This is a genomic window from Spirosoma sp. 48-14, assembly GCF_001898575.1.
In the GTDB taxonomy this organism is placed as follows: Bacteria; Bacteroidota; Bacteroidia; order Cytophagales; family Spirosomataceae; genus Spirosoma.
On sequence record NZ_MKUD01000076.1, the window covers coordinates 1 to 25,766 of the forward strand.

19 protein-coding genes and 1 tRNA gene are annotated in these 25,766 nt (G+C 48.9%); 7 read left to right on the top strand and 13 right to left on the bottom strand.

Annotated elements, in window-relative coordinates:
* Positions 1-164 precede the first annotated feature (164 nt).
* From BGO59_RS31595 to BGO59_RS31620, 6 genes are all read right to left on the bottom strand, one after another.
* Positions 165-241: transfer RNA gene (locus tag BGO59_RS31595), tRNA-Asp, on the bottom strand.
* A gap of 186 nt (positions 242-427) precedes the next feature.
* A complete protein-coding gene (locus BGO59_RS31600; RefSeq protein ID WP_293690936.1) occupies positions 428-1,576 on the bottom strand; it encodes a cellulase family glycosylhydrolase in 1,149 nt (382 codons plus the stop codon).
* A 108-nt stretch (positions 1,577-1,684) separates the two neighbouring features.
* Positions 1,685-2,752, bottom strand: a complete 1,068-nt coding sequence (locus BGO59_RS31605; protein ID WP_293690938.1) for a glycoside hydrolase family 43 protein — start codon at positions 2,750-2,752, stop codon at positions 1,685-1,687.
* Positions 2,753-2,815: 63 nt separating this feature from the next.
* A complete protein-coding gene (locus tag BGO59_RS31610; RefSeq protein ID WP_293690940.1) occupies positions 2,816-3,307 on the bottom strand; it encodes a Fur family transcriptional regulator in 492 nt (163 codons plus the stop codon).
* Between the two features lie 134 nt (positions 3,308-3,441).
* Positions 3,442-3,777, bottom strand: a complete 336-nt coding sequence (locus tag BGO59_RS31615; RefSeq protein ID WP_293690942.1) for a DUF6686 family protein — start codon at positions 3,775-3,777, stop codon at positions 3,442-3,444.
* A gap of 298 nt (positions 3,778-4,075) precedes the next feature.
* Complete coding sequence (locus BGO59_RS31620; RefSeq protein ID WP_293690944.1) at positions 4,076-8,767, bottom strand: translocation/assembly module TamB domain-containing protein; 4,692 nt, start codon at positions 8,765-8,767, stop codon at positions 4,076-4,078.
* Between the two features lie 222 nt (positions 8,768-8,989).
* Here BGO59_RS31620 and tsaD point away from each other — a divergent pair, with 222 nt between their 5' ends.
* From tsaD to BGO59_RS31640, 4 genes are all read left to right on the top strand, one after another.
* The gene (tsaD, locus tag BGO59_RS31625; protein WP_293690946.1) at positions 8,990-9,988 is read left to right on the top strand and encodes a tRNA (adenosine(37)-N6)-threonylcarbamoyltransferase complex transferase subunit TsaD; all 999 of its coding nucleotides are present in this window, start codon (positions 8,990-8,992) and stop codon (positions 9,986-9,988) included.
* 19 nt (positions 9,989-10,007) lie between these two features.
* On the top strand, positions 10,008-10,871 hold the full coding sequence (locus BGO59_RS31630) for an MOSC N-terminal beta barrel domain-containing protein (protein ID WP_293690948.1): 864 nt from the start codon (positions 10,008-10,010) through the stop codon (positions 10,869-10,871).
* 32 nt (positions 10,872-10,903) lie between these two features.
* On the top strand, positions 10,904-11,746 hold the full coding sequence (locus tag BGO59_RS31635) for a hypothetical protein (protein ID WP_293690950.1): 843 nt from the start codon (positions 10,904-10,906) through the stop codon (positions 11,744-11,746).
* 75 nt (positions 11,747-11,821) lie between these two features.
* Positions 11,822-12,214, top strand: coding sequence for a VOC family protein (locus BGO59_RS31640; RefSeq protein WP_293690952.1), 393 nt, complete (start codon positions 11,822-11,824; stop codon positions 12,212-12,214).
* An 18-nt stretch (positions 12,215-12,232) separates the two neighbouring features.
* On the opposite strand, the gene BGO59_RS31645 is transcribed toward BGO59_RS31640, so the two are convergent.
* The 6 genes from BGO59_RS31645 to BGO59_RS31670 form a co-directional block, all read right to left on the bottom strand.
* A complete protein-coding gene (locus BGO59_RS31645) occupies positions 12,233-13,189 on the bottom strand; it encodes an alpha/beta hydrolase (protein WP_293690954.1) in 957 nt (318 codons plus the stop codon).
* A gap of 83 nt (positions 13,190-13,272) precedes the next feature.
* Positions 13,273-15,849, bottom strand: a complete 2,577-nt coding sequence (locus tag BGO59_RS31650; protein ID WP_293690956.1) for a transglycosylase domain-containing protein — start codon at positions 15,847-15,849, stop codon at positions 13,273-13,275.
* Positions 15,850-16,080: 231 nt separating this feature from the next.
* Entirely contained in the window at positions 16,081-16,560 is a 480-nt protein-coding gene (gene msrB / locus BGO59_RS31655; RefSeq protein ID WP_293690958.1) for a peptide-methionine (R)-S-oxide reductase MsrB, read from the bottom strand.
* A 199-nt stretch (positions 16,561-16,759) separates the two neighbouring features.
* The gene (locus BGO59_RS31660; protein WP_293690960.1) at positions 16,760-17,575 is read right to left on the bottom strand and encodes an anti-sigma factor; all 816 of its coding nucleotides are present in this window, start codon (positions 17,573-17,575) and stop codon (positions 16,760-16,762) included.
* A gap of 16 nt (positions 17,576-17,591) precedes the next feature.
* On the bottom strand, positions 17,592-18,143 hold the full coding sequence (locus BGO59_RS31665; protein ID WP_293690962.1) for a sigma-70 family RNA polymerase sigma factor: 552 nt from the start codon (positions 18,141-18,143) through the stop codon (positions 17,592-17,594).
* Between the two features lie 209 nt (positions 18,144-18,352).
* Positions 18,353-19,339: a fasciclin domain-containing protein gene (locus BGO59_RS31670; RefSeq protein WP_293690964.1), complete on the bottom strand. Its 987-nt coding sequence runs from the start codon at positions 19,337-19,339 to the stop codon at positions 18,353-18,355.
* Positions 19,340-19,568: 229 nt separating this feature from the next.
* Between BGO59_RS31670 and BGO59_RS31675 the strand changes: the two genes are divergently transcribed.
* Together BGO59_RS31675 and BGO59_RS31680 are read left to right on the top strand one after the other, a co-directional pair.
* Positions 19,569-21,104 (top strand): aldehyde dehydrogenase family protein, encoded by a 1,536-nt coding sequence (locus tag BGO59_RS31675; RefSeq protein ID WP_293690966.1) that lies wholly within the window; start codon positions 19,569-19,571, stop codon positions 21,102-21,104.
* Between the two features lie 95 nt (positions 21,105-21,199).
* On the top strand, positions 21,200-22,402 hold the full coding sequence (locus tag BGO59_RS31680; protein ID WP_293690968.1) for a site-specific integrase: 1,203 nt from the start codon (positions 21,200-21,202) through the stop codon (positions 22,400-22,402).
* Positions 22,403-23,088: 686 nt separating this feature from the next.
* On the opposite strand, the gene BGO59_RS31685 is transcribed toward BGO59_RS31680, so the two are convergent.
* The gene (locus BGO59_RS31685) at positions 23,089-23,490 is read right to left on the bottom strand and encodes a hypothetical protein (RefSeq protein WP_293690970.1); all 402 of its coding nucleotides are present in this window, start codon (positions 23,488-23,490) and stop codon (positions 23,089-23,091) included.
* A gap of 1,560 nt (positions 23,491-25,050) precedes the next feature.
* Here BGO59_RS31685 and BGO59_RS31690 point away from each other — a divergent pair.
* Complete coding sequence (locus BGO59_RS31690; RefSeq protein WP_293690972.1) at positions 25,051-25,545, top strand: hypothetical protein; 495 nt, start codon at positions 25,051-25,053, stop codon at positions 25,543-25,545.
* The last annotated feature ends 221 nt before the right edge of the window (positions 25,546-25,766 follow it).

The window sequence follows — 25,766 nt, forward strand, 5'->3', positions numbered from 1 at the left end:
GCAAGAAACTTTCCAAAATGAGCTAGACTTGGGTGAAGCCACAAACCTAGAAAAATACAACGCCCTCCACAAGTATTGGCCTTGATCCTTGATTTTCAACAACTAACCAACTATAACACATAAAAAAGCCTCAAATTTAGTAAATTTGAGGCTTTTTTATGTGTTGGCGGTCCGGACGGGGCTCGAACCCGCGACCCCCTGCGTGACAGGCAGGTATTCTAACCAACTGAACTACCGAACCAACTTTTTGATTTTGGTTGACGCTGCCGTCTTCCTTAATCGTGGCACAAAAGTAGGCGTTTATGGGATTCCGTGCAAGTGGTTCGTTGAAAAAAAATGGTAAAAAAGTTACCCTGCCGTATCTATTCGTTGGGAATCAAGCGGTTTACAGCCGTAATTTTTTTGAAAAATTTTGACGAACGCCTGATTATTTTCCCGTTGCCTGCCTGATCGCAGCGACTTCGGCGGCATCGACCGGGGTGCCGTCCTGTTTAAATACTTCATGGAACCAGATTGAAGGCTCTCGACCATTCACGTAGGGTTTTTGCCAACTATCCCAGGGCAGGAATGTCTGCGTTTTACCCGCAACAAATCCCCAGTTGATCATGCCAACTTTCGCTTTTTTTGCAATAGGCAGGTGTGTCTGGAATTTACTATCAACACCCCGCGCCATGTATTCAGTACAAATGACCGGACGACCAAACGAGGCCAGCGCTGGAATAACTTTCTCCAGATCGGCTGGTTTCGAGTATTGGTGGAATGTTATGATGTCCGAATTTTCGAACTGTACTTTTTCCATCGGCGACCATTTAGAAGCATTTTGCCAGTCTTCGGGGCTTCGGTAAATCCATACCCCAGACGTAAGGGGCTGTGTGGCTCCGGCGGCCCGAGCCCACTGGAATACGTGCGGCAGCAATCGGGTGACAATGGCAATTTTACGGGCTTTAGGCAATTCGGTTTTGATAGTGTGATTTTGGCCATAGCTATTGTCGTTTCCATTGTCTGGCTCATTCCAGATGTCCCAGGCCAATATTCTACTGTCGTTTTTAAAGGCACCTACTACGCCTTTTACGTACGCTTCCAGCCGGGGATACTGCGATACATCGGAGAGGGCTTCAGCTCCCGGACTTTGCACCCAGCCTGAGTTATGAATACCAGGTGTTGGTTCGTGCTGTTTGCCAAGTTTTGGGAGTGGGTCCCAGCACGAATCAAAAAGGACCAGCATTGGTCGGATTTTATGTTTGGCACAGATACTCAAAAACTGGTCGAGTCGTTTGGTAAAGCCAGCCGCATCCTGCCAGAGTAGATCATGCAGAAATACCCGCATTGTGTTCATGCCGATGCTTTGTGCCATCGCTAATTCTTTATCAATCGTGGCCGGGTCGAAGCTTTCGGCCTGGAACATCTCGAGTTCATTGATGGCATTGGCTGGAATATAGTTGGAACCGACCAGAAAGGGCTCTTTGGCATACCAGGCGTTGGCTTTGGCGGCTGACCATCGGGCAATTGGTGCGTTGGGTTGCGCAAATGAGAGGGTGGAGATGAGGAAAAGAACTAAAAATGAAAATCGCTTCATGATCTACTAATTAGGGTTGTTTCAGAGAGTTTGCAAATGGATAATGAATAATGTGCAATGAATAATGCATAACGGTAGCCTTTTCATTAGCCATTGCACATTATCCATTTATTCTGCTGGTACAGGCATTGGCGTTTTGGGAGCAGGTTTTCCAAAATTAGGTGATCCGTCGGCATTCCAGGTAAATGGCTGGATATGGGGAGCACGTTTGTTGCCGCAGCCATCCGTTGCTGATGGGTTCGCATGGTAAATCATCCAGTCCTGTTTGCCATCAGCCGAGCGGAAAAACCCACCATGCCCTGGGGCCCAGACATCATTTTCAGGGGATTGCTGAAAAACCGGAGTGGGGCTTTTAATCCAGTTTTTAGGGTTGAGCAGATCGCCTTTGCCGCTATAGGTTAACAGACCCATACAGTAGTCAAGCCAGCAGGCATTGGCTGAATACACAATAAATAGCTTGCCATTATGCTGTAGAAATTCAGGGCCTTCATTGACGTAAATTTTAGGAACTTCTCCATTTTTCTGCCACGCCTGCGGCACATCGCCGTGCTGTTCCCAGGGGAGGTCAGGTTGAGACAGCTTAACCCTTTCGCCATCAATGGTCCACGGGTTTTTCAGTCGGGCAAGGTAAATATCCTGCCGGCCATTCGTTGGCCCCTCCCAGCCCGACCAGGCGGCATAAAGCTGCCCATTAAAATCAATGACCGACATATCGATGGCCCAGTGGTTGCCTTTGTCGCCAATTTTTCCTTTCATGGTCCATTCGCCCTGCATCGGATCAGCCGATTGGTTTTCGATGACCCATACCCGGTGGGATAAATTATTGAGCGAATCGGCAGAAAAATAGATATACCAGCGGCCGTTCAGAAAATGAATTTCGGGAGCCCATAGCTCACGGGAATAGGGCTTGCCAGCGGGTGGGGTGTAGACTACTTTACTCTCGGCTGTAGCTAGGTCGGCTATGTTCTGGGTCTTCCAGAGTGTGAGGTTGCGACCGGTTGTATTCATATAGTAATACCAGCCATCTTTTTGTAGCACCCAGGGATCGGGGCCTGAATTTTTGATGGGGTTGGTAAAGGTCCGCTGAGCCACAAGGGGATGGTTGAGCGCTAGCAGGAGCAGTAAACCAAACAGACGAGTAAGGTGCCCGCCACTAGAATAGACAGTCATGAGCATGTAGGAAGAGGTTTCTATCCATAAAGAGCAAAATGGATGCTTTTACCCCTTCCCCCTGCCGAATTAATCCTCTTTAGCGAGGTTAGCAAGCCGGGCTTCACAGGCCTCGTCGGTACACTGGCCGTAAAAAACCAATGAGTGGGATACAACCTGAAACTGAAGGGCTTTTCCGACGTGTGTTTTGATAAGGTGCAGCCGTGGATCACAGAACTCTTTTACCCGATGGCAGAGCGTGCATACCAGATGAGCATGTTGCTGTCGCCCCAGCGATTTTTCGTAGCGATATTTTGCATTGTCATCATCGCCAAACTGATGCCTGATGATCAAACCGCACTCAATCAATACATCCAGCGTATTATAGACGGTTGCCCGACTGACCCGGTACGATTTTGCCTGCATGGACTTGAATAGATCTTCGGCATCGAAATGATCATTGCGGGAATATACCTCATCCAGAATGGCAAATCGTTCACCCGATCGACGTAACCCTTTAGCCAGAAGCCAGTCTTCGAATTTAATACGGGCAGTGGCAAGTAGTGTAGAAGAAGTTTGCATACATCAGAACAGTTTAAAGAAAGGAACCGGGCAATGACCAGTTCCTTTACTATCGCTTTTAACCTATGAAACGTAGTTATCCATATTCCGTTTATTGCCAGTACGAACGTCCGTCCATACCAGATACAGGGCCATCAGTTGGACTGAAGGCGTAGAAGTTGATGCAGGTTCATACGGTGAAGCGCCTGCTGTAAACCTGCCTGAAAACGAGTGTATTCGGTTTTTGATAAACTAAGCTGTATGTCTGGATGCCCGGTTTTAATGATCAGATAGGGCTGTCCATCGGGAAGGAGAACGCTGCTCTGGTCGAAGTGTACCGAGTCGATAGTTTGACAGAGTCCAATAAACTCCTCATGCTTGAACCCCAACACCAGATTATTGTAAATCAGGCCAATACGCTGGCAGTGCTGGCACTGAGTAATATAGAAAGCCGTTTCTTCAAGCAGTATGAGTGGTTTACAGGTAGTCATAGCCAGTTGGTTTAATCGGAAATAGTGCCTGTGTCCGGCAAAGGATTGAGTCGCGCATCTCAAGGCTGAAACATAACCGGCGCACAGGGCTTAAGCTCTTTGATGTCAAACAAGGCAAATTTCTTATTTAGACTAATTTTAAACAAACTTAAGTCGATAGACGATTCCCTGCAAGGATTTATGCCGGAATTTCTCAGGAAATTTTATGAAGACTGTTTTTTGAACTACTGTAGAGCGCTGCTGGCAGACAATGGCAGCGCAGTATCCGGGCCTTCTTAGTGCCGGTATCCAATGGTTATCAGAGCTCCTGTCGCCGTTTCCCTAAAAGGCTGGCACCTGGCAAAGGAGTCGTCGGCAGCGATTCACTAGCTGATGCTGGTGGAACTAGCCCTGGTGTTGTGCGCTTGCTGCCGAATATATGATTGAACGATCGGGTATATAATAAGCTGATACCACCACCCGTCGTAATGGTACTGGCCAGATTATACTGACTTAAAATACTCTGCTGATTGCGGTTGTATACCTTGGCACGCAGATGCCCATCGGCCGTAATAAAATACTCCAGCGTCCATTCACCAAGCAAACTGGCTGCATTATATTGGCTCTGGCCGTAGGTAAAGCCACCATCGCGGCTGATCCGTAGCCGGTCATTGAGCAGTCGATACGAAAACCGCAACTGTAGGTTATTAAGTAGATTATCGTTTTGGGTACTGGTGCTGGTAAATCCACCAAAGGATACGCCTATATCGAGGTTTTCATTCAGGTTTGAGGCCAGCCTACTGATCTGATTTGAAATCAACTCACTCACGCTGTTCGCAACCCCAGAGTTTACCTGCCCCTGATCGAACAGGCTGGTCCCTTCAGGCAATAACTGATTGAATAGAAGAACACTACTTACCTGCCGGGTTAGCTCCTGATCGTTGCTCTGTAGTCGGGATTCAAAGGCCGTGACTGCCTGCCGATAGGTTGACGATGAAGGGTATTCCTTAATATCAAGATCATAACCGATGGTAGGAGTCCCCAGTTCACCATTGAGTTTAATAACCAGATCGACCGGATATCGCCGGGTTTGTTCGGCTGATGTGGTTGCCGCTGACTGGTTGACAAGCAGGGGTGCCAGCGATGTATATTGAGTGTAAGCTGCTGTCACATCCAGCAATGCCCCATAGGGATCGCCAGTCCAGGTGATCCGGCTGTTCGGACGGATCTCGAACCGTTTGTTAATGATGTTCTGGAAGGTAAAGGTGTAATCGCCTTTCAGAATTTCATAATTCCCCGTCATGGTGAAGTCGCCTTTCGTATCGACTTTCATGGCCACCCGCCCCTGACCATAAGCCTTGATAATATCGCCCGTCTGGCGGTCTAGCTGGATTTCACAATAGGCATCGGGAGTAATATCGAAGTTGAAATCCATCTGGATGCGCGACAGGTCGATTTCGTTTTCTGATTCCGTTGCAGTCTGGCTGGTGGGTTTACCCGGTGTTTTACTGCTCAGGTTGACAAACCGAATCTGGTCATCGGCATCGACCGATGTTGCGCCATCGAGCGGGATATAAATCTTGGTTCCTTTATTGCTGGTTGCCGTAGACCGGATTGTGAGGTTGTCAGTTGGGCCATAGAGTTCGGCATGGCCTGTTACGACAGCTTGTCCGTAAAAGGCGTCATTATCTTTAGCCGTGGTGTTCATAATGCGGAAATTCTTCAGATCTGCATCGAACCCGAGAGTAAAGTAGCGAAAGTAGTCATGATATACTCCCCCACGTAAGGTAGCTGTGTTACCCTGTGGATCGCGGAGCATCAACTGCCGGGTTATGATCTCGTTTTCACCGAAATAGATTTTGTCATCGAAGGCAAAATCTGCTTTTAGGTAATCGAATCGGCCGTGCCCACCCTGAATCGCTACTTCGCCTTTTAGAACTGGGGCGGCTGGTTTACCCGTTACGGCAATTGTTCCGCTGGCAATGCCACCCAGATTCGAGAAAAGCCCGGTTGTAAAAGGTTCCAATAAAACCAGATCAGCGTTGTTGACACTCGCTTTAACCGCCAATGGGTCCGTTTTAAGCTGTGGATTATACGTTCCGATTAGGGTGACTACGTTGGCCCCGTTCCGGTTGATGCTGGCTGTTACATTCACTCGCTGGGTCTGTGGGTCCCAGTCGCCCTGGCCGCGAACATCACCAATCAGGGCATTGTCGTACGAAAATGCACGTACCGACAGGGCACTTTCAATAATGGGCGTTCGGTAGATATTCCGTATCGCCATCGACCCATTCAGACTGCCACCCAATTTTGTATTCAGAACCGAGTTTAGAGAGGCCAACAGAAAATTCTGGGCCTCGATGGCTAAGTGCTCAACCGAATCGGTCGAAATTTTACCTGATGCCTGAACCAGTTGGGCCTCATTGACCAGCGACAGGTTACGAATGGTATATTCATTTCCCACTTTCCGAATCAGGCTTTCCGGATTTAGTATCCAGTTGCCATTTAGCACGCGAAGTTTCGACTGGCGGAAGGTCAGGTCAATGGCGTCGCCTTTAAATCGAAGTTCGCCGTTTAAGTCAGCGTGATTGGTGTAAGAGCCACTACTATCGGCCTGGTCAATATCACTCGTGAAGTCGATGTGGTCTACATCCCACGAGGCTTCAACCTGTAGGTTTTGAGTGGGCAGCAGCGAACTGAAGACTTGTCGCTTTGACGAAATAACGGCCGATGCCAGTACTTCTTCGTTTAGCTTAAATTTTGACGTTGTTAGATCCAGATCGCTCGGCCCAAAGCTAATGCTACCAAAGTGCAGCGAATCGGTCTTGACGGTGGCTGTCAGAAAGGAGGTATTGTCTTCGGTAAAGCGGCCTTCCAGTCGTGTTGACGGGGCTATGTAAACGGGTGATCCCAGAAAAGTCAGTAAGGGCGAACTGTTTTTGGTGATCAACTGATAATCGACTCCATAGCGGGTTTGGGCAACTCCCGCACGACGACTGGCCAGCCGGGCTTCCGCTATGCGTTTCTGGGCATAGTATGCCTTCATGCCCGCTGCGTCGCCTGCAAAGTGCAGCGTATATTCACGTACAAGACGCTTCAGATCATCAATCGTACGCTGCGGTTCGAAATTCCCCTGAAGGCGTGTGGTCAGAAAATCGGAGTCGAGGTCAAAATAGCGCTGGCTGCCCATTGAATCGACGGTTCCTCTGGCGTGTTGTTCAATCGACGAGGTTAGATTCAGTTTCTCAATAGCCAGATTTCGACCATTTCGACTCAGCATCGTATTGTTAAAAATAGCACTGCCAACAATGTCATCGAGTTTACTGCCTTCCAGTTGTACATCTACATTACTCTGAACAACCAGGGAATCGTTGAGGTAGCCTAATGCCCGTAAATCGGCCCGCTGGATATCCCCTTTGAAGTCGAAGTGATTTCGTGGGCCGCTAAGATTAAATTCACCGTCAAGGTCGAAGGATAAATTGGGATCGTGAATATGCAACTGACCCTGAAATAAGGCTTTTTGCAAATTGCCACGAGCCGCTACCTGCTGATAGGCATATCGTTGCCAGCTAAACTGGCTAAACTTGCCGTCGAAATCGATGGTTGCCCGCTTGAAATCAGTGCCCCGTCCGGTAATGCGTCCTTCGCCCGTAAGTTTACCAAACTCATCAGGTTGATCAATCAATTGTCCCAGATCGAGATTTTCGCTACGCAGGTTGGCTGTGTAGGTTGTCTGATCAGATTTGTCGGCCAGTTTGAGGGCCAGGTCGCCCGTTACCAAGCCAATCGCTGTGCGGAATGTACCTTTGGTTTTGAAGTTATCAAAGGCGCCGACAAACGTAGCGTCGAAAGATGCTGTGCCGAGTTTCTGAATGGTATGATTGAAGGACGTATCCGGATAATACTGCCGAATGTCGGCCATGTTCACGACCGAAGGGGTAAAGGCAAAATTGACCGTTGTGTGATCGATGTCGGGCAGGCCTTTCCAGGCGATATCTCCTGCCAGCCGACTTCGGCCATTCGGTCCAAAGCGAAGATCAGTCTTCTGCAACTGGAAGTCAATGACAGTTCCCGTAAAGTTGCCCGTCAGATACCAGGTTTCTTTCAGGCCACGCAGGTAATCGGAGAAAAAGCCCAGATCGGCCGACTGAACTTTGCTATCCCGAAAACGGGCCTGCATTAGTACCCGGCTATTAAAATCACCAAACGCCGATGGTTTGTCGTATAAAAAGGTCAATTCATTGCGAATGACAGAGTTACCAATATGTGCATACAATTCGGCAAGCTCCATTTTGGTATTGCAATACAGAAAGCGTGTGTCGAGTCGACGGATTTTGATGCGCGAGTCACGGTCAATACCCGACAGCCCTTTGGCTTCGAAGGCAATGGTATCGCCCAGCACTAAAAAATCACTGACTTCCGCGTTGAGCTTCTGGAGTGTGAAGTGGTTATAATCGAAGCTATTCCGGTCATGCATGAATGGCTCACGGGGATCTTCGAGGGTATATTTGCCATCGACCAGATGAATATGGCCGACAGTGAAGGGGACATTCTGGTTGGGGATACTTGGCTTGGTTGGGTCGGAGGTCAGCTCTTCGATTCGAGCAATAAAATCGTCGAGGTTCGTGTCGCCATTGGTTTTGTTCTTGATCATCCGTACGTCAGGACGATACAGGACGACTTCATCCAGATGGATGTTATGGGCTGATGAGTCGATCAGATTTCGGAGATTGTAGTCGGCGTCGAGTCGGCCAACTACGATCATAGGGCGACCCTGCCGATCCTGAATAGTGAGGTGTTCGAGGGTTAATGAATCGAACCATTTGATCGAAACACCGTCAATGGTGACAGGAAAAAGCAGTTTACTGGAAAGCCACTCCGCCCCTTCTTTAGCCAGACGCGTCTGTACGGCCGGTATTTGCAGTCCCAGCAATATTCCCAACGCCAACACAACTACCGTAACAAACAGGTAGAGCAGTGTTTTCAGGAATATGGAAAAAAACTGACGCATCCGGCGCTGGAAAGCCTAAGATAGAAAGAAAATTAAACAGTGTTTGGTTTCTAGTTTATGATTTACTGGCACATAAAGAGAACGACAAATGCGCCAGTCAGCTGTATACCAAAGCCGTAAACCACAAACTCAACCCTAATTTGATACCTATTTGATGGAACGGTTTAACGACAACTTCCATTGTTTATTCTGGGAGAAATCATTATCCATTAGTTTTGTACGGTGAACATTTTAGCTATTGAGTCTTCCTGCGACGAAACATCGGCCTCTGTTTTGGTCAACGGACATATTCGGTCGAACGTAATTGCTACGCAGTTAATTCACGAGCAATACGGCGGAGTAGTGCCTGAATTGGCTTCCCGAGCACATCAGCAGCACATTCTACCCGTAGTGGAACGGGCATTAGCCGACGCAAATTTATCGAAAAAAGCCTTATCTGCCGTCGCTTTTACACGCGGACCGGGTTTATTAGGTTCGTTGCTGGTGGGCGCTTCGTTTGCCAAGGCGCTTGCCCTGGGGCTGAACATCCCACTTATTGAAGTAAACCACATGCAGGCCCATGTGTTGGCGCATTTTATTGAAAATCCTAAACCGGCTTTTCCATTCCTGTGCCTTACGGTGAGCGGAGGTCATACCCAGATCGTTCGGGTCGATGGGCCGCTCAATATGACCGTGATCGGGCAGACGATGGATGATGCTGTAGGCGAGGCATTTGATAAATCGGCCAAGCTGCTTGGGCTGCCGTATCCAGGTGGGCCATTGGTTGATAAATATGCAAAAGCCGGGAATCCTCTGGCATTTCGATTCCCAATGAGCGAAATGCCCAATCTGGATTTTTCATTTAGTGGTATTAAAACAGCTATTCTGTACTTCCTTCGCGATCGCACAAAGGCCAATCCCGGATTTATTGAGGAGAACATGGCGGATATTTGCGCCAGCATTCAGCATACACTGGTGCAGATGCTACTCACTAAACTGAAGCGGGCTGCCCGCGAAACGGGTATCCGGGAAATTGCGATTGCGGGTGGTGTATCGGCGAATAGCGGCCTCCGAACCGCTTTAACTCAATTGGGTGAATCGCTGGGCTGGAAGGTCTATATTCCCCGGTTTGAGTATTGTACCGATAATGCTGCCATGATTGCCATTGCCGCACAATTTAAGTATGAGCAGGGCGACTTTACGGCGCAAACCGTTAGCCCGATGCCGAGGATGGAGTTGTAAAAGATTACTGTAAACTGCTATGACTATTTCTGAACTCTATATCTATCCAATAAAATCACTCGGTGGCATTGCTGTAAACGAGGTGGTAGTTGAAGAAAAAGGGCTTCGATACGACCGACGATTTATGCTGGTTACGCCAGCCGGTGAGTTTTTAACCCAGCGGGCTAATCCACAGATGGCCCTGATGGATGTAGCCATTGAAGGTGATGCGTTGCAGGTATGGCATCGCCAGCGACCAGACGATGTACTGATGCTGCCCCTTATGGTATCTGATCCGACGGAGTCTATGCTGGTTACTATCTGGGATAGTAAAGATGTTCCGGCTGTAACAGTAAGCCCGGAAGCCGATACCTGGTTTACCAATGTTCTGGGCCAGCCATGCCGGTTGGTTTTTATGCCTGAAACAACCCACCGGGCCGTCGATACGGAGTATGCCCTAAATGACGATGCGGTTAGTTTTGCCGATGGATACCCATACTTGCTTATCGGTCAGTCGTCGCTCGATTACTTAAATACCCGGCTCGCTACGCCTATGTCAATGCGCCGGTTTCGGCCGAACTTTATTGTGAACGGTAGTTTGCCGAACGAAGAAGATAGCTGGGCCGAGTTTCGCATCGGCAATCTGAATTTTTATGGCGTGAAACCCTGCGCTCGTTGCGTATTGACGACCATCGATCCCGAAACAGGTGAGCAGGGGAAAGAACCATTACGAACATTAGCAACCTATCGGCAATGGAAACATAAGCTTTTGTTTGGTCAGAATATGCTGGTTAAATCGACCGGAGCGGCTGTTGTCGGAACTGTTCGGGTAGGGCAATCAGTGGAGGTTATTCAGTATCAGGAGCCCTGGCTAGCTCCGCCCATCGATCAGACGTTGCTGTAATTGTAGACAATTAAAATAAAGTAGACTTTCCTTTGCTGACCTATATCCGCAACATTTACTACATGAGCTTTCCGGTGGTCATCGGGGCTGTGCTGTCGAACCGAATGGCAGCCCGGTTATCGGATGTCGAACCAATTCACTGGGCTACTCCCGTTGTGCTGGCGTTAGTCGTTTTTATTATTTATACGGCAGATCGGTTGCTGGATGTGCGAAAATACGCGTTAGGGGCCTCCAGGCTACCCCTATCGGCCCGGCATCAATTTCATCGGCACTATGCTCCCCTGTTAGGGTGGGCCGTGATTGGAGCGGCTGTACTAGTGATTATTCTGGCTTTTTTTCTGCCCGTCAGTGTCGTTAAGTTTGGTATTGTACTCGGGGCTATTTGTGTAGCGTATGTTGGCGCCGTATTTCGGTTGCCGTCAAAGCATACGGCTTTATTGTTGAAAGAACCTCTTGTGGCAACACTCTATACTGCTGGCGTTTGGGGTAGCGTCTGGGTTCAACGGCCCGTGATCAGCTCGATCGACACAGCTGAATGTCTGATGTTTTTGGGGATTGCCTTTCAGAATCTGTTGCTATTTGCGATCATGGAACAGGAGGAGTCGCCTAGCCAGCCGATGTTTTCACTGGCAACGGAATGGGGAATTGACCGATGCGACATTATTCTTCGCTGGTTAACGTTTGGGATTATCGCCACCGGATTAATCCTTTGTTTCCTGACAAAAGATCGGTTTGCGCAGCGATCAGCTATTATGCTCGCCCTGATGAGTTTGACTTTATACGGTATTCAGCGGTATCCCGACTATTTTCTGAAGCATGAGCGCTATCGATGGCTCGGCGATGGTGTATTCTGGATGCCTGCTCTGGTGCTGTGAAATAGAGTGAAGCGTGAAAAATGGGCTGACGTGCCTTATTTTTCACGCTTCATTGCTCAGTCTTCACTTTGTTTTATGCATATTGAACACCTAGCGATGTGGGTTCGTGATCTGGAAACGATGCGGACCTTTTATGAAACCTATTTTGGCGCAACGGCCAACGATAAATATAGCAATCCCCGCAAAGCGTTTTCATCCTATTTTTTGACCTTCCCCGGTGGCAGCGCCCGACTCGAACTGATGCTTATGCCTGGCATAATCGATCTGGCAGCAGATGGTTTGAGTCAATACCTGGGCCTGACACACCTGGCTATGTCGGTAGGGAGTAAAGAAGCAGTTGATAGGTTAACCGAGCGGCTTCGACGGGATGGCTATACAATTGTCGGAGAACCCCGCCTGACAGGTGATGGCTATTACGAAAGCATTGTGCTGGACCCCGAAAGTAATCAAATCGAAATAACGGTTTGACAAGTGTAGATGCGCTGATTACTTTAGTGCCATCGACTTCACATGGACTGTTTCTTTAACAACCCGTCTGTTCAGGATATCGAGGATGATCTGAGTCATGTATTCGCGTTTATTAAAGACAATGTCATGCCGATTTTCAGGAAGTAAAAACTGCTTCACCTTGGCATTGACCAAATGCTGCTGAGCAAACGATATATTGGTAGGGTACACCAGTTCGTCGAGTTGGCCATGAAGCATGGTAATGCTGGCACGAATTTTAGGCCAGTCGGGCAGAATAGCTTCCAGGGCTTTCCGGTGAGCCAGTTTCTCATCATTGGCCAGCCGAAGCAGTGGCGGCACCCCCCAACGGATGAGAGGGCTGTCGGCAAAGTAACTAATAGGATATGTTCGCTCAAGGCCCGGTCCTAGTGCCGACGAAACGAATACGACATGATCGACCCAATCGGGATTGTTCATCGCGAGCCGCGCAGAAACCGAACCCCCATATGATGAACCTACAATCATCAGATAAGGTGCTTTTTTGTAGCGGTCAATTAGGGGTTGAAGGTATTCGGCTTGCCGGATAATAGACGTTTCAACACGGCCAAAATCAGAAAACCCATAGCCTGGTCGGTCAACGGCTACAAGCTGAGCCCGATTTAACAGCATGGTGTCTTTAAAGAAATCCGAGAAAAACGAGAGTGAGCTAGGAGCGCCGTGCACAAACAGAACCACCGGTAGCGCAGAATCGCCGGGTTGGGTTGGGGTTTCAATAAAACGAATCGTCCGAGGAGGCTCCTCGGTGCCATCTGGATTTTTTAACCCTGCAACCTGATACGAATGAACAACCGGACGAATGCGTTGACCTTTAAATTCATCCACTATTTCCTGATTTGTCAGTCGGGATTCGAAAAACCAGGCACCACTAACCACACAAGCGGCCAAAACGAATAGCGTTAATAAACCCCAGCAAAATATTCGTAAGAACCGTTTCATAACCTAAATTGTGTGAATAGTACCCCCGCAAATTTTTATCCAGCCGAATCGTGGATGGCTAAAAATTTGAGTAAATGGTTGGGCTACCGATTGCCACCTGTGGTATCGGGTGGTGTAGTCGGCTCTACTTCCGATGGAGTTTGTAACAAGAGCGAATCCCCTGATGCCCCCGACGTATCGGTCGAGTCAGATTCTTCGCTGCTGGCTTCATCATCGGAAGGCCCACAGTTTAAATAGTTTTTAGTAATACCGTCTGCTTTCGGGAAGGGGCCCTGTAAGTTTTTAAACTTCGGATCGGCATACACTTTTTCCAGAAACCGTCCTACCAGCGGTAAGGCGGTTTTGGCACCTTCGCCCAAATCCGTTGAGCGGAAGTGGATACTTCGATCATCACCACCAACCCAGGCCCCAACCACCAGATTGTTTGATACACCAACAAACCAACCATCCGAGTTGTTCGATGTGGTGCCGGTTTTGCCGCCCATTTCATTGTGATTTTTAAATAAATCGAACGACCACAGGTTTTGCGATGTCCCCCCCGACTCCTGTAAACCGCCTTGCAGCATGTACCGCATCAGGAAAGCCGTTTCGGGACTGATGGCCCGTTTGTGCTGGCTCGTGAATGTTTCGATTACATTGCCATCCCGGTCTTCGATGCGCTGAACAATCACCGGCTCTGTCGTTTCGCCATCATTGACGAACGTACAATAGGCACTCACCAGCTCGTATAACGATACATCCGACGAGCCCAGGCCAATAGACGGCACAGCCTGTAGGCGACTTTTGATACCCATCCGATGGGCGTACTCAGCAACCCGCTCCGGGCCAACCTGATCGGTTAGCTGGGCAGTGATTGAGTTTACCGACCGAGCCAGTGCCTTTCGCAACGTCATGTTTGAATAGGTATAATATCCAGTCGAATTGCGTGGTTCCCAGATTTTATCTTCGCCATTCTCCCGATATTCCTTGCGGAACGGTCGGTCCTGAACCCGGTCGCAGGGGCTTAGGTTAATCAAGGTATCGTCGATGGCGGTCGTATAGACGAACGGCTTGAAGGTTGACCCAGGCTGCCGTTTGGCCTGTTTCACATGGTCGTATTTGAAGTAGTCATAATCCAGACCGCCTACCCAGGCCCGGATATAGCCCGTGCGCGGGTCCATAGCCACCATACCGGCCTGCAAAAAATGCTTATAGTAGGCAATGGAGTCGTAAGGCGTCATTTCGGTTGAATCGTAGCCTCGTTTGTTGGTCCAGCTGAATACCCGCATTTTGTACTTCACATTTTTCATGTAGTACATAATAGAGTCGGGATAGAGAGGAAGAAAACGTCGGCTGAGCGATTTGTAACGCTCGGTACGCCGGGCAACAGAGTCGATAAAGCCGGGAAGTTCATTACCATCTTCATCCGTCCAGGGATTGCGACCGCGCCAGTGGTTGTCGAACGTACGCTGCAACTGCTTCATTTTCTCACTGGTTGCCTCTTCTGCATACTTCTGCATCCGCGAATCGACGGTCGTTATGATGCGCAGGCCATCGGTATACACATCATACCCATTTTCCTCACCCCATTTTTTAACGAAATCCTGAACGGCATTCTTGAGGTAGCTGGCTGGGCCCGAATACGGATTTTCGGGCGTAAAATCGGTTTCCAGGGGTAGGGCGCTGATGGAGTCGGCCTGGTGTTTGGTAAGAAATTTATACTTTGCCATCTGCGCCAGTACCACATTCCTCCGTTCACGCGAGCGGTCGGGGTGCCGCAACGGGTTATAGCTGGTTGTCGCTTTCTGTAAGCCGACCAGTACAGCGCCTTCCTGAACGTTGAGGCTATCGGGCACTTTGTTAAAAAACGTTCGGGCGGCCGTTTTTAAACCAAACGCATTACTACCGAAATCAACCGTGTTGAAGTAGTACGTAATGATTTCATCTTTGGTGAAATTTCGTTCCAGTTTCAGCGCCATCAGCCATTCTTTCGACTTATAAATGACTTTGCGAATCAGTGGAATCCGGGTTAGAAGCCCTGTTTCCGTTTTTCGCCGGGTTTTAAACAGGTTCTTCGCCAGCTGCTGTGTAATCGTAGACCCCCCTCCTTCTCGGCCCAGACTAATGACTGCCCGGCCGATCGCACGTGGGTCAATACCACCATGGTCGTAGAATCGGGCATCTTCAGTTGCGACCAGCGCATTGATGAGCGATTTGGGAATGTTTTCGTAATTGATCGGGGTCCGGTTTTCAGCGTAAAATTTACCGATCATCACCCCATCCTGGGAGTAAATTTCCGACGATTGATTAAGCTTAGGATTCTTCAGTTCTTCAACACTAGGCATGGAGCCCGTGAGGTAGAGGAAGTTATAGTTCAGGATGAACACATAAATACCCAGAGCCAGAAATGCCCAGAGAAAACCTTTAACGCTGCCTTTGAGGTAAGGATAATACCAGGAGTCAGGATCAATGTACTGATGGATAAACGTACGTAAGCGATTTCGGTATTCCTGATACGTATTTATCCACGAACTAACTCGCTCTTCACCGGCTATTCTGACGATTTGTCGGCCTACTCCACGTCTGACGCTGCCCAGCTTACTCTGGCGTTGTCGAATCCGTTGTCGAAATGCACCAAAAGCGTGCCGAACGGCGCGGAATCGCTCCCTATATTGACTCATGCGTTGTGTTGAAGAAAACTCTCTATAACTAGTATTTACAGCCCGAGACCAATTGGCCTGCTGCTGACAGAAAAAACGGTCGATGTAAACCCTCGCGGCACTATCCAGACCGAACCCCAAAGATAACGTATTTTCGGCCGATGTGATATACAAAAACCGGGCTGTATCCACAACCCGGTTCCTTTTTAGTCTGTTATCGTTTGGGGGCCGTTTGGCCTTTCTAGCTTTGCGTTATTTTTTTTCAAATGTCATGGCCACGCCGTTCATGCAGTAACGAAGACCGGTTGGTTTAGGCCCATCGTTGAAAACGTGTCCAAGATGCCCACCACATACCGAGCAGGTTACTTCCGTGCGCACCATGCCATAACTTCTATCGACCGATTCTTTTACTGCATTTTTCGAAATAGGTGCGTAGAAGCTTGGCCAGCCGGTACCCGACTCAAACTTGGTATCGGACGAGAAAAGAGGACTATGGCAGCCAGCACAATAAAAGACACCATGCCGATGTTCCTCCACCAGTGGACTTGTACCGGCTCGTTCGGTACCATGTTCACGCAGAACGGCATACTGATCGGACGTCAGGATTTTCTTCCATTCGGCATCGGTTTTAACCACTTTCTTAGGCGGCTCTTCTTGCTGGGAAACCGGGTGGCTAAGATGAATGGCCGACACGAAGCAGGCGGATAATACGAATAACAAAAGCGTTTTCATGAATTGTTCTGATTAAGCGTTATACCCAGATATACGTTTCTGTTGAACGTTAGGATTTGGATTGATAGCCCATTCCCCGAGAAATCAGTCTTACCAAACGACTACGGAAACAGATTACTGCCAAAACGGGTTTGGGGATACTACTTCCCATACACCACGTTGGTCTGTTACCGTAAAACAAGATAATGTATGGACTCGTTCAGGCGTTTACGGGCGACAAGGCAAGCAGTGTAGACGTCGTAGGGATGGGGCTTCCTCCCCGTTTTTCGACCGTAACGGCAAAGGCTTCGGCTCTGGTAACGGTACGATTGAGTCGCTGAATCAGCTCTGTGCCGTTTGTGGCGTCAAATACACCAGCGTCGACTGGTTTTCCATCAACCATCGACCAGAGTTGATATTGTTTATCGGCCGGTAAACTGGGTAAAGACCGAACATCTACCGCCACCTGATGGGTCTGCGTATTCCAGAAAACAATCATATCGCCCTGAGGGGCTTTCTCATTGCCGCGCAATTCGATCGTTCGTAAACCGGGTTGGCGAAGCAACGCCAACGTCTGTTCTGTGCGGGACTGGTTATCCCGGATTTGGCGCATTTCAAGCTGCAGTGCGTCGTTTGCCGTGCGAGTAGCCGCCAGTGTTTTCTGGTTGGTACGTAATTCGGACAGCAGGTAAAAGGAAAATAGCAGCAGAAGCAATCCCATTGAAGCAGCTACGATCCAGGTAACCCGGTACGTTGGGCCATTGGTAGGCAACTCACGAATAATGGGTTCTCGTTCTATTTCTTTCGGTTGCCCGAATTCCAGTTCTTTCAGTAGTTTATCCTTGACCGAAGCCGGTGGTTCGACACTATGTAGCAGGGCATAGTTTTCAAGGGCTTCAGCGAGTTGATCGATTTCTTGACGAATCTCAGGATAGATAGACGAAAGGCACTCCACCTCGCGTCGTTCCTGGTCGCTTACCGCGCCCATTACGTACGATTCCAGGATGCCTGACGCTATATATTCCGTTATGTTCATGATCTAGTTACGTTCATTATTTAAATAGTTGTTTCAGCTCCTGTAAGGCCGCACGTATTCGCGTTTTTACAGTTCCTAAAGGCAGGTTCAGTTTTTCAGCAGCTTCTTCATGCGTATAGCCCGAAAAATAAACCAGGTCGATCAGCTGCTTGCGCTCGGGGCGCAATTGGCTGACAACCTCCTGAATACCTATAAATTCTGGGTTAGGCTGTTCGGTATTATACTGCCTGTCAACTATATGTACGTTCTCTTCATCCGTTCGGATTGCTGCCGAAGGCTGGGTTTTGCGTGCTCGCAGGGAATCGATAGCGCTGTTGCGGGCAATGTTCAGCATCCAGGTAAACAAACGCCCTTTGCTGGCATCGTACGCATCCAGGTTTTTCCAGATTTTAACGAAGATGTCCTGAAGAAGATCAGCCGCTTGTTCGTCGTCGCGGACAATGCGCAATACGACGCCATATAGCGCGGGAGAGTACTGATCGTAAAGCCACTGAAAAGCCTGCTGATCGCGTTGAGTGAGTTTCTCGATCAGGACGCTTTCTGACACTAAAGAGGACTGGCGTTTCACGCAGAGAGTATTAATTGGGTCAAATATATAAGAATTTTAAAAAATGAACGGACATATAAACGTCAATATCATTTTATTAACGGCACGAATAAGCTTGTTGTTTTTAGAAAACGGGAAAAATAACAGCAAAAAGGGACTAGAGAAGCAATGGAAACCAGAATAGCTAGCATTCATCACTCCCGTCATCCCGTTTCTACTGCTTTACTATCTTATTTAAATGAAGATGCACCCGTTTTAGACATGAGTACGTTATCGATACCATAAACCATCCCATTTGCCTGTCTGCTGCCACTACCCTCAACATGGACTGTGTTGCCTTGTTCGTCGGTGAGTATTAGTTTACCGTTGGCATCCATGGCTGCCGTAAGCGTTTCACCCGAAAGGGTTTTTAACTGGGCCTTGCCATTACCTGCTTTAATTTGCTGGCTTAGTTCATCCGAATTGAGACCCCCACTGACGATATGGTAAGACAATAATTGTTTCAGCGCATCCCGATGGCTACCATCCAGTAAACCTGCCTGAATGCTGGAGGATAGTTTCTTAAACGCGCTGTTGGTCGGTGCAAAAAGCGTATAAGGTCCACTGCCTCTCAGCATCTCGTAGAGATCCGACGACTGAAGGGCGTTTTGCAGCGTTATGTAATTGGGTGAGGAACCAATAAAATCCCCTACGCTTGAATTACGAACGGTACTTCCTGCTTTTACAGCTGGCGTTGCGGTAGTTCGGGCGCCTTTTACGGCTTCCACTGTACCTGCATTTGAATCCGTTTGATTCATGCCACTGCGGTTACTAGTAGCAGGAGTTGACGTTGTCGTATTCCCCGAATTTGTCATGGTGTTGGGGTTGCTTCCGGCACCTGTAGGGGCATTGGTAACGTTGTTACTGTTATAATTGGTCGTATTGCTGTTGTTAATAGCCGTACCGTCGCTGGCTGAGCTTTGCCGATATTGTGCATCCTGGGCTGTGGTGTTACCCGTGCCGTTTGTACTGTTCTGGTTCATCGATCGGCGAGCCTGACGCATGGCCCGTTTTTGATTACGGGTAGCTGATTTTGAGGGTGTTGAGTCGGACGCAACGGCTCCCTGCGGTATGGAACTTGACGAGACGGTTCCGGTGGGCGTTGTTTGGGCCCAGGTCGAAGAAGAAGCCAGTGCGATGCCAATCGCTACCAGGCTCAACGTTTTATTGATTTTCATAACGTTAGTTGTTTGGCCCAGATGTTCTTCAGATCCTGTCGTGTTCAGGATAGGTGCTTTTGACTTTCTGAAGTGCCAAAATCCCAAGCAGTACATGAAGGCTAGTTGGTCATATCATTTGTTCAGGTTTAACTCGATCGCTTCCAAAAAGTTTGTTGTGAAATAGGCATTGTTTGCCTAAAGGCGGGTAGATTTGCCTACGTCTCAACAAACCACAATTCAAACGTATATGCAGTCTATTCTTCCCCTACCCACCCAGCCCGTCAAGCCAGGAACCAGTACAGGGCAGCATTTCTGGCACTCCACAACGGACCGGAGCGAAAAGACGATTGACTCGTATTCGCCAGCCGATGGTCAGCTCATTGCCCGTGTGCATCTATCTACCCGAACGGATTACGATAAGGTAGTCGAAACGGCCCAGGCCGCGTTTGCACAGTGGCGCCTGGTTCCGGCACCGCGTCGGGGCGAGATTGTGCGGCAGATGGGTGAACAGTTCCGGCGGTACAAGCGCGAACTTGGTACGCTTGTGAGCTATGAAATGGGTAAATCGTTGCAGGAAGGACTGGGAGAGGTTCAGGAAATTATTGACATCTGCGATTTTGCCGTGGGGCAGTCGCGTCAGTTATATGGTCTGTCGATGCATTCCGAACGGCCAGCCCACCGGATGATGGAGCAATGGCATCCGCTCGGTATTGTAGGCATCATTTCAGCCTTTAATTTTCCTGTAGCCGTTTGGTCATGGAATGCGATGATTGCCTGGGTATGCGGTGATGTTTGCATCTGGAAACCTTCGGAAAAAACACCGCTGACGGCGCTGGCCTGCCAGCAGATTATTGGTGAAGTTTTACGCAATAACGATGTACCCGAAGGTGTATCATGCCTTATTACGGGTGGCCGCGATGCAGGAGAATGGCTGGCCCGCGACCCGCGCGTAGCCCTGGTATCGGCTACTGGAAGTACACGTATGGGCAAAGCCGTTGCCGAAACGGTAGCAGGTCGATTGGGTAAATGCCTGCTCGAACTGGGGGGCAACAACGCCATCATCGTTTCGGAACATGCTGATCTGGATCTGGCAATTCCCGCCATCGTTTTCGGAGCAGTCGGTACGGCTGGTCAGCGCTGCACTACCACCCGCCGGATTATTGTACAGGAGCGTATCTACGACGACGTAAAAAATCGACTGAATAAGGCGTACACGCAGTTGCGTATAGGAAACCCGTTAGACGAAACCTTCCATGTTGGGCCCGTGATCGATCAGGCAGCGGTGAAAGCGTATCAGACGGCCGTAAACGATATTCGTGAGTCGGGTGGCCGATTTGTGGTAGAACCGGGCGTGTTGGATGGCCCAGGTTTTGAATCGGGCTGCTACGTAAAGCCCTGTATTGCCGAAGCCGAAAATCACTGGCCTATTGTGCAGCAAGAAACCTTTGCCCCTATTCTATACCTACTAAAATACGGCACTTTAGACGAAGCTATTGGACTGCAAAATACTGTACCTCAAGGCTTATCGTCGGCCATTTTTACACTAAACCTACGCGAAGCAGAGCGGTTCCTGTCCATTGCGGGGTCCGATTGTGGCATTGCCAACGTAAATATCGGCACCTCGGGTGCAGAGATTGGAGGGGCTTTTGGAGGAGAAAAAGAAACCGGTGGAGGCCGTGAATCGGGCTCCGACGCCTGGAAAGCCTATATGCGTCGGCAGACCAACACCATCAACTACGGTATAACCATGCCGTTAGCTCAGGGTATCACATTTGAACTGTAATAGTACTTTCGGCAGGATGTACAGGATTAGCATACAACCCTACTGTACATCCTGCCGAATAGAGACTTTTAACGCATTGGGAAGTCTCATTGGGCATGATTACGATTCAAATCGACGAAAAAGACGTCACCTTATTAGCGGTTTCATTTCCTGAAGATCCGGTCGGGAATGACCTGATTCGGCAGGTTCCGGGCCGGCGCTGGAGCTATTCCCGTCGGTGTTGGATAGTACCCAATACCCGCTACTCGGTTGTGAAAATCGGTCAATTATTTGGTAAAGCGTATTGCCGTTTCGACGAACGTGTTGTTCGCTTATACAAGCCCGAAGCAACGCCTGCGGAGATTGAGAAGGCCACCAATCCCCCTTGGCCTCCGGCTGAATCGCTACGATTTTACAGGCACACTCAGACAGAGAAACTTCGCCGAGCTGGTTTCTGGCATAAGCCACCCATCCGTCAGTTCGATAAGCATCCGGTTATTCTGGCTGTTTGCAACGCTTTGCAGATCCGTGGGTATAGCTATAAAACCATAAAGAATTATAAGCAGGCGTTGATTAGCCTGATTCGTTATTATCAGCCAAACTCTGTCGACTCGTTGATCAAAGCTCAATATCAGAACTACTTGTTATTTCTTGTCGAAAAGCGACGGTACAACCCTTCGACCCTCAACGTTCATATCAATGCCTGGAAGTTCTATTGCGAAAAAGTCTTGCAGCGGGAAAAAGAATTTTACGACATCAGCTACCCTCGGCAGGCTCATAAATTGCCTACTGTGTATAGTGTGGCGGAGGTAAAAACTATTTTTCGTGCAACGACCAGTCTGAAATACAGGACTTTATTCAAGCTCGTTTACGCAACTGGCCTGCGTTTGAGCGAAGTGGCATGTATCCGCCTGACAGACATTGACCGTGTTCGACGATTGATTACAGTTAGAGGAGGAAAAGGTAAAAAAGACCGGGTGGTTATGTTAACGGAAAAAATGGATTTGCTCCTTGCCGAGTATCAGACAGCGTATAACCCACAGGTGTTTTTATTTGAGAACGCTGAAAATCACGAGCCAATAGCCAACCGTACTATTCAGTTCGTCTACAGCAATGCCGTACATGCGGCTGGCATTCAGAAGCGTGGTGGAATCCACTCACTAAGACATTCATTTGCAACACATTTGTTGGAGTCGGGTACTGATATTCGCTACATTCAGGAATTGCTGGGTCATGCGAGTATTCTAACCACCATGCGTTATACGCATGTGACTTCCCATACAATCAGCACACTCAAAAGTCCATTGGATGATCTGTAGGTACATGCCGGTGGAGCAATGGACGGAGTTGAGTGAGGCTGTAAAAGCGACTTTTTAGAACGTAGCCTTGCGTATACCGTTTGACTGCCCGCCGAAGTCGGACTACATTGCCTTGTTTGGTGATTCGGTAGAAAACACCCTTTTCATCGAAGAAGTAGTTTGGGTACCCCTCAATATCCCAGGTTCGCGCTATTGACTGATATATATACCGTTTAATCACTTCATTGATAAAAATATGGAAAGACCTTCAGGCAATTTACTGATTTGTTTAGATTTGTTCACTACAGAACTAAAAACAACTGATTTTCAGAGCAAAGTAGTTCCGCAGTTTTGCGTACAATACTATGTTGGGTGAACATACAAGCTGAAAAATAACGTAGTGGCTGTGTCTCGGTCGACAGGAGAAACGCCCCGGTTGGGCAGGCTGACAAAAGCAAGTGTGCCACCTAGCGGTCGACAGGGCAATCGCCCCGCGACAACGTAGTGAAAGGTTTGGCGCGGCTCGGAAACGTAGTAAAAGAGCTTCGCGCTCGGCTTTCATCGGTTGTGTGCATTGTTGATCCGCTCCGCGTAGTTTCCCTGTCTTGCGACAGGGAGCGCGTCCCGGTGGGAAGGCTTAGCAGCCCAACCAAACGGGTGTGTAAAGGTTCAGGTGGCTGTTGTTCAGGGACGTAGCGTGCTCACCATCAACACCCGTTGGCGTTGGGTGGACTCAACAGCGAAAACAACGTAGTGGCCGTGTCTCGGTCGACAGGGTCATCGTCCCGCGACAGAACGGTTTTGGTTCGCCAGTCGGGTTGCGGTCGACACCAGAAGCGCCCCGGTCGGACAGGCTGATAAAAGCGAGTTGGGCACGTAGCGGTCGACAGGGCAAGCGCTCCGCGACAACGTAGTGAAAAGGCTTGGCGCGGGTCTGCAACGTAGTAAAAAAAGGCTTTGCGCTCGGCTTTAATCGGTTTTCGTGCCGCCCCGGCGTACCGGTTGTTGATTGGCTCCGCGCTGTCCCCGTTCCGGCGACATGGAGCCCGTCCCGAGGGAAAGTTGGGGCAGCCCAACCAAACGAGGGTGTAAAGGTTGAAGCAGTTCATGTTCAGTTATATTACTCGCTCATCCATCAGCCCTCGCGGTCGTTGGGTGGACACAACAGCCAAAATGAAAAGTGTGTTTGCCAGCGTCCGGTCGACAGGGCGTACGTCTTGACAGGGTAGGCTGTTTGGCTCGTTTGGCTCGTTTGGCGGTTTCGGTCGACAAAATAAACACCGGCATGGGGGCGCTTTTGGGTCACCTGCGACACCGGAAACGCCCCGACAGGCCAGTTTTGGGCTTCGCGCTCGGCGTGAAAACCAAAACCAGCCTGTCGGGGCGGGTCACGCTTGGCTTCGGGCTCGGTTTAATCGGTTAGTGCGTTGTTGTGCGCTCCGCGCGGGGTAGCTCTCCGGTGACAGGGAGCCCGTCCCGAGGGCAAGCGGGGCAGCCCAACCAAATGAGGGTGTAAAGGTTGGAAGTTGATTTTGTTCAGTAACGTAGCTTGCTCATCCATCAACCCTCATGGTCGTTGGGTGAACAGCCAAACAGTGAGTGCTTCAAAGTCCAGCTTACGGGCGACAGGTAGCACGTCCCGTAACAGGGCGGTTTTGGCTCGTTGGTCGGCTTCGGTCGACACGAGCCACTCTCGGTTAGGTAGGTTTAACTTTCATTTCCGCATCTCGTTTGACAACGGGAACGCTCAGTTTAGGAGACATTAAATTAGATTTTTGCAGTGAATTGTAATCCGGCCGAGTTTTATCCCTTTAGTGGTTACACATGGACATGGTTGCTGGTGCAAGCAGCAATCGCTTTAGTTCTTATTGTACTGGGACTTATTATTTATCTACAGTTTAGAAATCGCCAACAAAAGGGTTTGCCTATCAGTGTTACCAGACGAGTTGTTACGTTTGTCCTCGCATCTCTGGGAATTCTGGCGGCAGCTTATTGTGTTCGAGTACTCCCAAAAAATTATGGGTACGTAACCCTACCTCAAAACTATCAAGAACGACATACTAAGGTCATTTCCATTGATTTCAATCCCAAAGGCTCCCATTTGTACAAGTGCGTAGTCAAGCATAAAATGGAGATTGATTATAAAGAGATTATTCTTGAAACAAATGTATACAATGAAGAAATTGCCCAGCACTTGAGAGACAACAAATCTGGTAAAGGCACTTATTGGATTTATTACAATCCTAAAAAGCCTAACATTTATTTGGTGGACTTCCGAGACACAGTGGATAAACAGAAGTCAGTTTGTGAGGAGGCTCGTTAGTCAGTTCCGCGTAGGGTCGCTTTCCGTCGACAGGGAGCCCGTCCCGAGGGCAAGTTGGGGCAGCCCAACCAAATGAGGGTGTAAAGGTTGGGAGTTATTCGTGTTCAGGCACGTAGCGTCATCATCCATCAACCCTCATGGTCGTTGGGTGCAAGCCAAAAGCATTAAAAAGTGTGTTTGTGAGCTTCGTGCGACAGGCTGCACGTCCCGAGACAGGTCGGTTTGGGCTCATTGTTCGGCTTCGGTCGACACAAGAATCGCCTGAATTAACGGACTTAGAGGCTTCCATTTTGGGCTCTCCTGCGATAAAGGAAACGCCCCAGTTAGGCAAAAAAATGGCTTGTAAATGTCAAATAACTTAAGGCATAACAAACGATGGTTGATTAGTCGGCTCAAGACATCCGGCAGTGAGCGCCGATACGTCTTTAGCCAATCCTATGCCCAAGACCGACAAAAAGTTAAAGCAAAAGACTTGGAGGAGTTGCCCAAATTTGAAGGCATGGGCCAATCCGTGAAATTCTACAACGGCAAAATTAACACCTCGCTGTTGAAGCGTTTTCTGGAAACCAAAGTCGGTTCGGACTGGGCTCAGGTCTACGAAGAAATTCAGCAACGTATTCCCACCAAGTTGAAAGAGTACCACCAAGTCATTTATTGGTACGTAGCCGACAAAGTTGCCATTAACGACTCGAAAGTTTTTGACCTGAGAGAGCAGAAATTTATCAACTTTGAGTCATTATTTGTCGTTGGGACGGTTCACAAAGATTTCATTGTGAGTCCTTTGGATAACAAGTTGTATCGCTATGGCGAGTTTGGCAAGCAATTAAAAGTGGCTACGTAGCCTTGTGATACGCTCTGCGTCTGTCACCCTGTCTGGCGACAGGGAGCACGTCCCGAGGTGAGGTTTGCAGCCCAACCAAATGAGGGTGTAAAGGTTGTGACTCCGTTCGCTGTCTGGAGTGGTTTCCTCATCCATCAACCCTCATGGTCGATTCCTATGAACAAAACAAGCTCTAATGCCTAAAAATTATACAATTTTCTCCCAAACGGGTTGGTAGACCG

Bases quoted from the DNA above. Each gene is read 5' to 3' on its own strand.
- BGO59_RS31610 (WP_293690940.1), bottom strand. From the start codon at position 3,307: ATGCAAACTTCTTCTACACTACTTGCCACTGCCCGTATTAAATTCGAA.
- BGO59_RS31630 (WP_293690948.1), top strand. From the start codon at position 10,008: ATGACTATTTCTGAACTCTATATCTATCCAATAAAATCACTCGGTGGC.
- BGO59_RS31680 (WP_293690968.1), top strand. From the start codon at position 21,200: ATGATTACGATTCAAATCGACGAAAAAGACGTCACCTTATTAGCGGTT.
- BGO59_RS31685 (WP_293690970.1), bottom strand. From the start codon at position 23,490: ATGAACTGCTTCAACCTTTACACCCTCGTTTGGTTGGGCTGCCCCAAC.
- BGO59_RS31600 (WP_293690936.1), bottom strand. From the start codon at position 1,576: ATGAAGCGATTTTCATTTTTAGTTCTTTTCCTCATCTCCACCCTCTCA.
- BGO59_RS31650 (WP_293690956.1), bottom strand. From the start codon at position 15,849: ATGAGTCAATATAGGGAGCGATTCCGCGCCGTTCGGCACGCTTTTGGT.
- BGO59_RS31615 (WP_293690942.1), bottom strand. From the start codon at position 3,777: ATGACTACCTGTAAACCACTCATACTGCTTGAAGAAACGGCTTTCTAT.
- BGO59_RS31605 (WP_293690938.1), bottom strand. From the start codon at position 2,752: ATGCTCATGACTGTCTATTCTAGTGGCGGGCACCTTACTCGTCTGTTT.
- BGO59_RS31620 (WP_293690944.1), bottom strand. From the start codon at position 8,767: ATGCGTCAGTTTTTTTCCATATTCCTGAAAACACTGCTCTACCTGTTT.
- BGO59_RS31640 (WP_293690952.1), top strand. From the start codon at position 11,822: ATGCATATTGAACACCTAGCGATGTGGGTTCGTGATCTGGAAACGATG.
- BGO59_RS31670 (WP_293690964.1), bottom strand. From the start codon at position 19,339: ATGAAAATCAATAAAACGTTGAGCCTGGTAGCGATTGGCATCGCACTG.
- BGO59_RS31660 (WP_293690960.1), bottom strand. From the start codon at position 17,575: ATGAACATAACGGAATATATAGCGTCAGGCATCCTGGAATCGTACGTA.
- BGO59_RS31690 (WP_293690972.1), top strand. From the start codon at position 25,051: ATGTCAAATAACTTAAGGCATAACAAACGATGGTTGATTAGTCGGCTC.
- BGO59_RS31645 (WP_293690954.1), bottom strand. From the start codon at position 13,189: ATGAAACGGTTCTTACGAATATTTTGCTGGGGTTTATTAACGCTATTC.
- msrB (WP_293690958.1), bottom strand. From the start codon at position 16,560: ATGAAAACGCTTTTGTTATTCGTATTATCCGCCTGCTTCGTGTCGGCC.
- BGO59_RS31675 (WP_293690966.1), top strand. From the start codon at position 19,569: ATGCAGTCTATTCTTCCCCTACCCACCCAGCCCGTCAAGCCAGGAACC.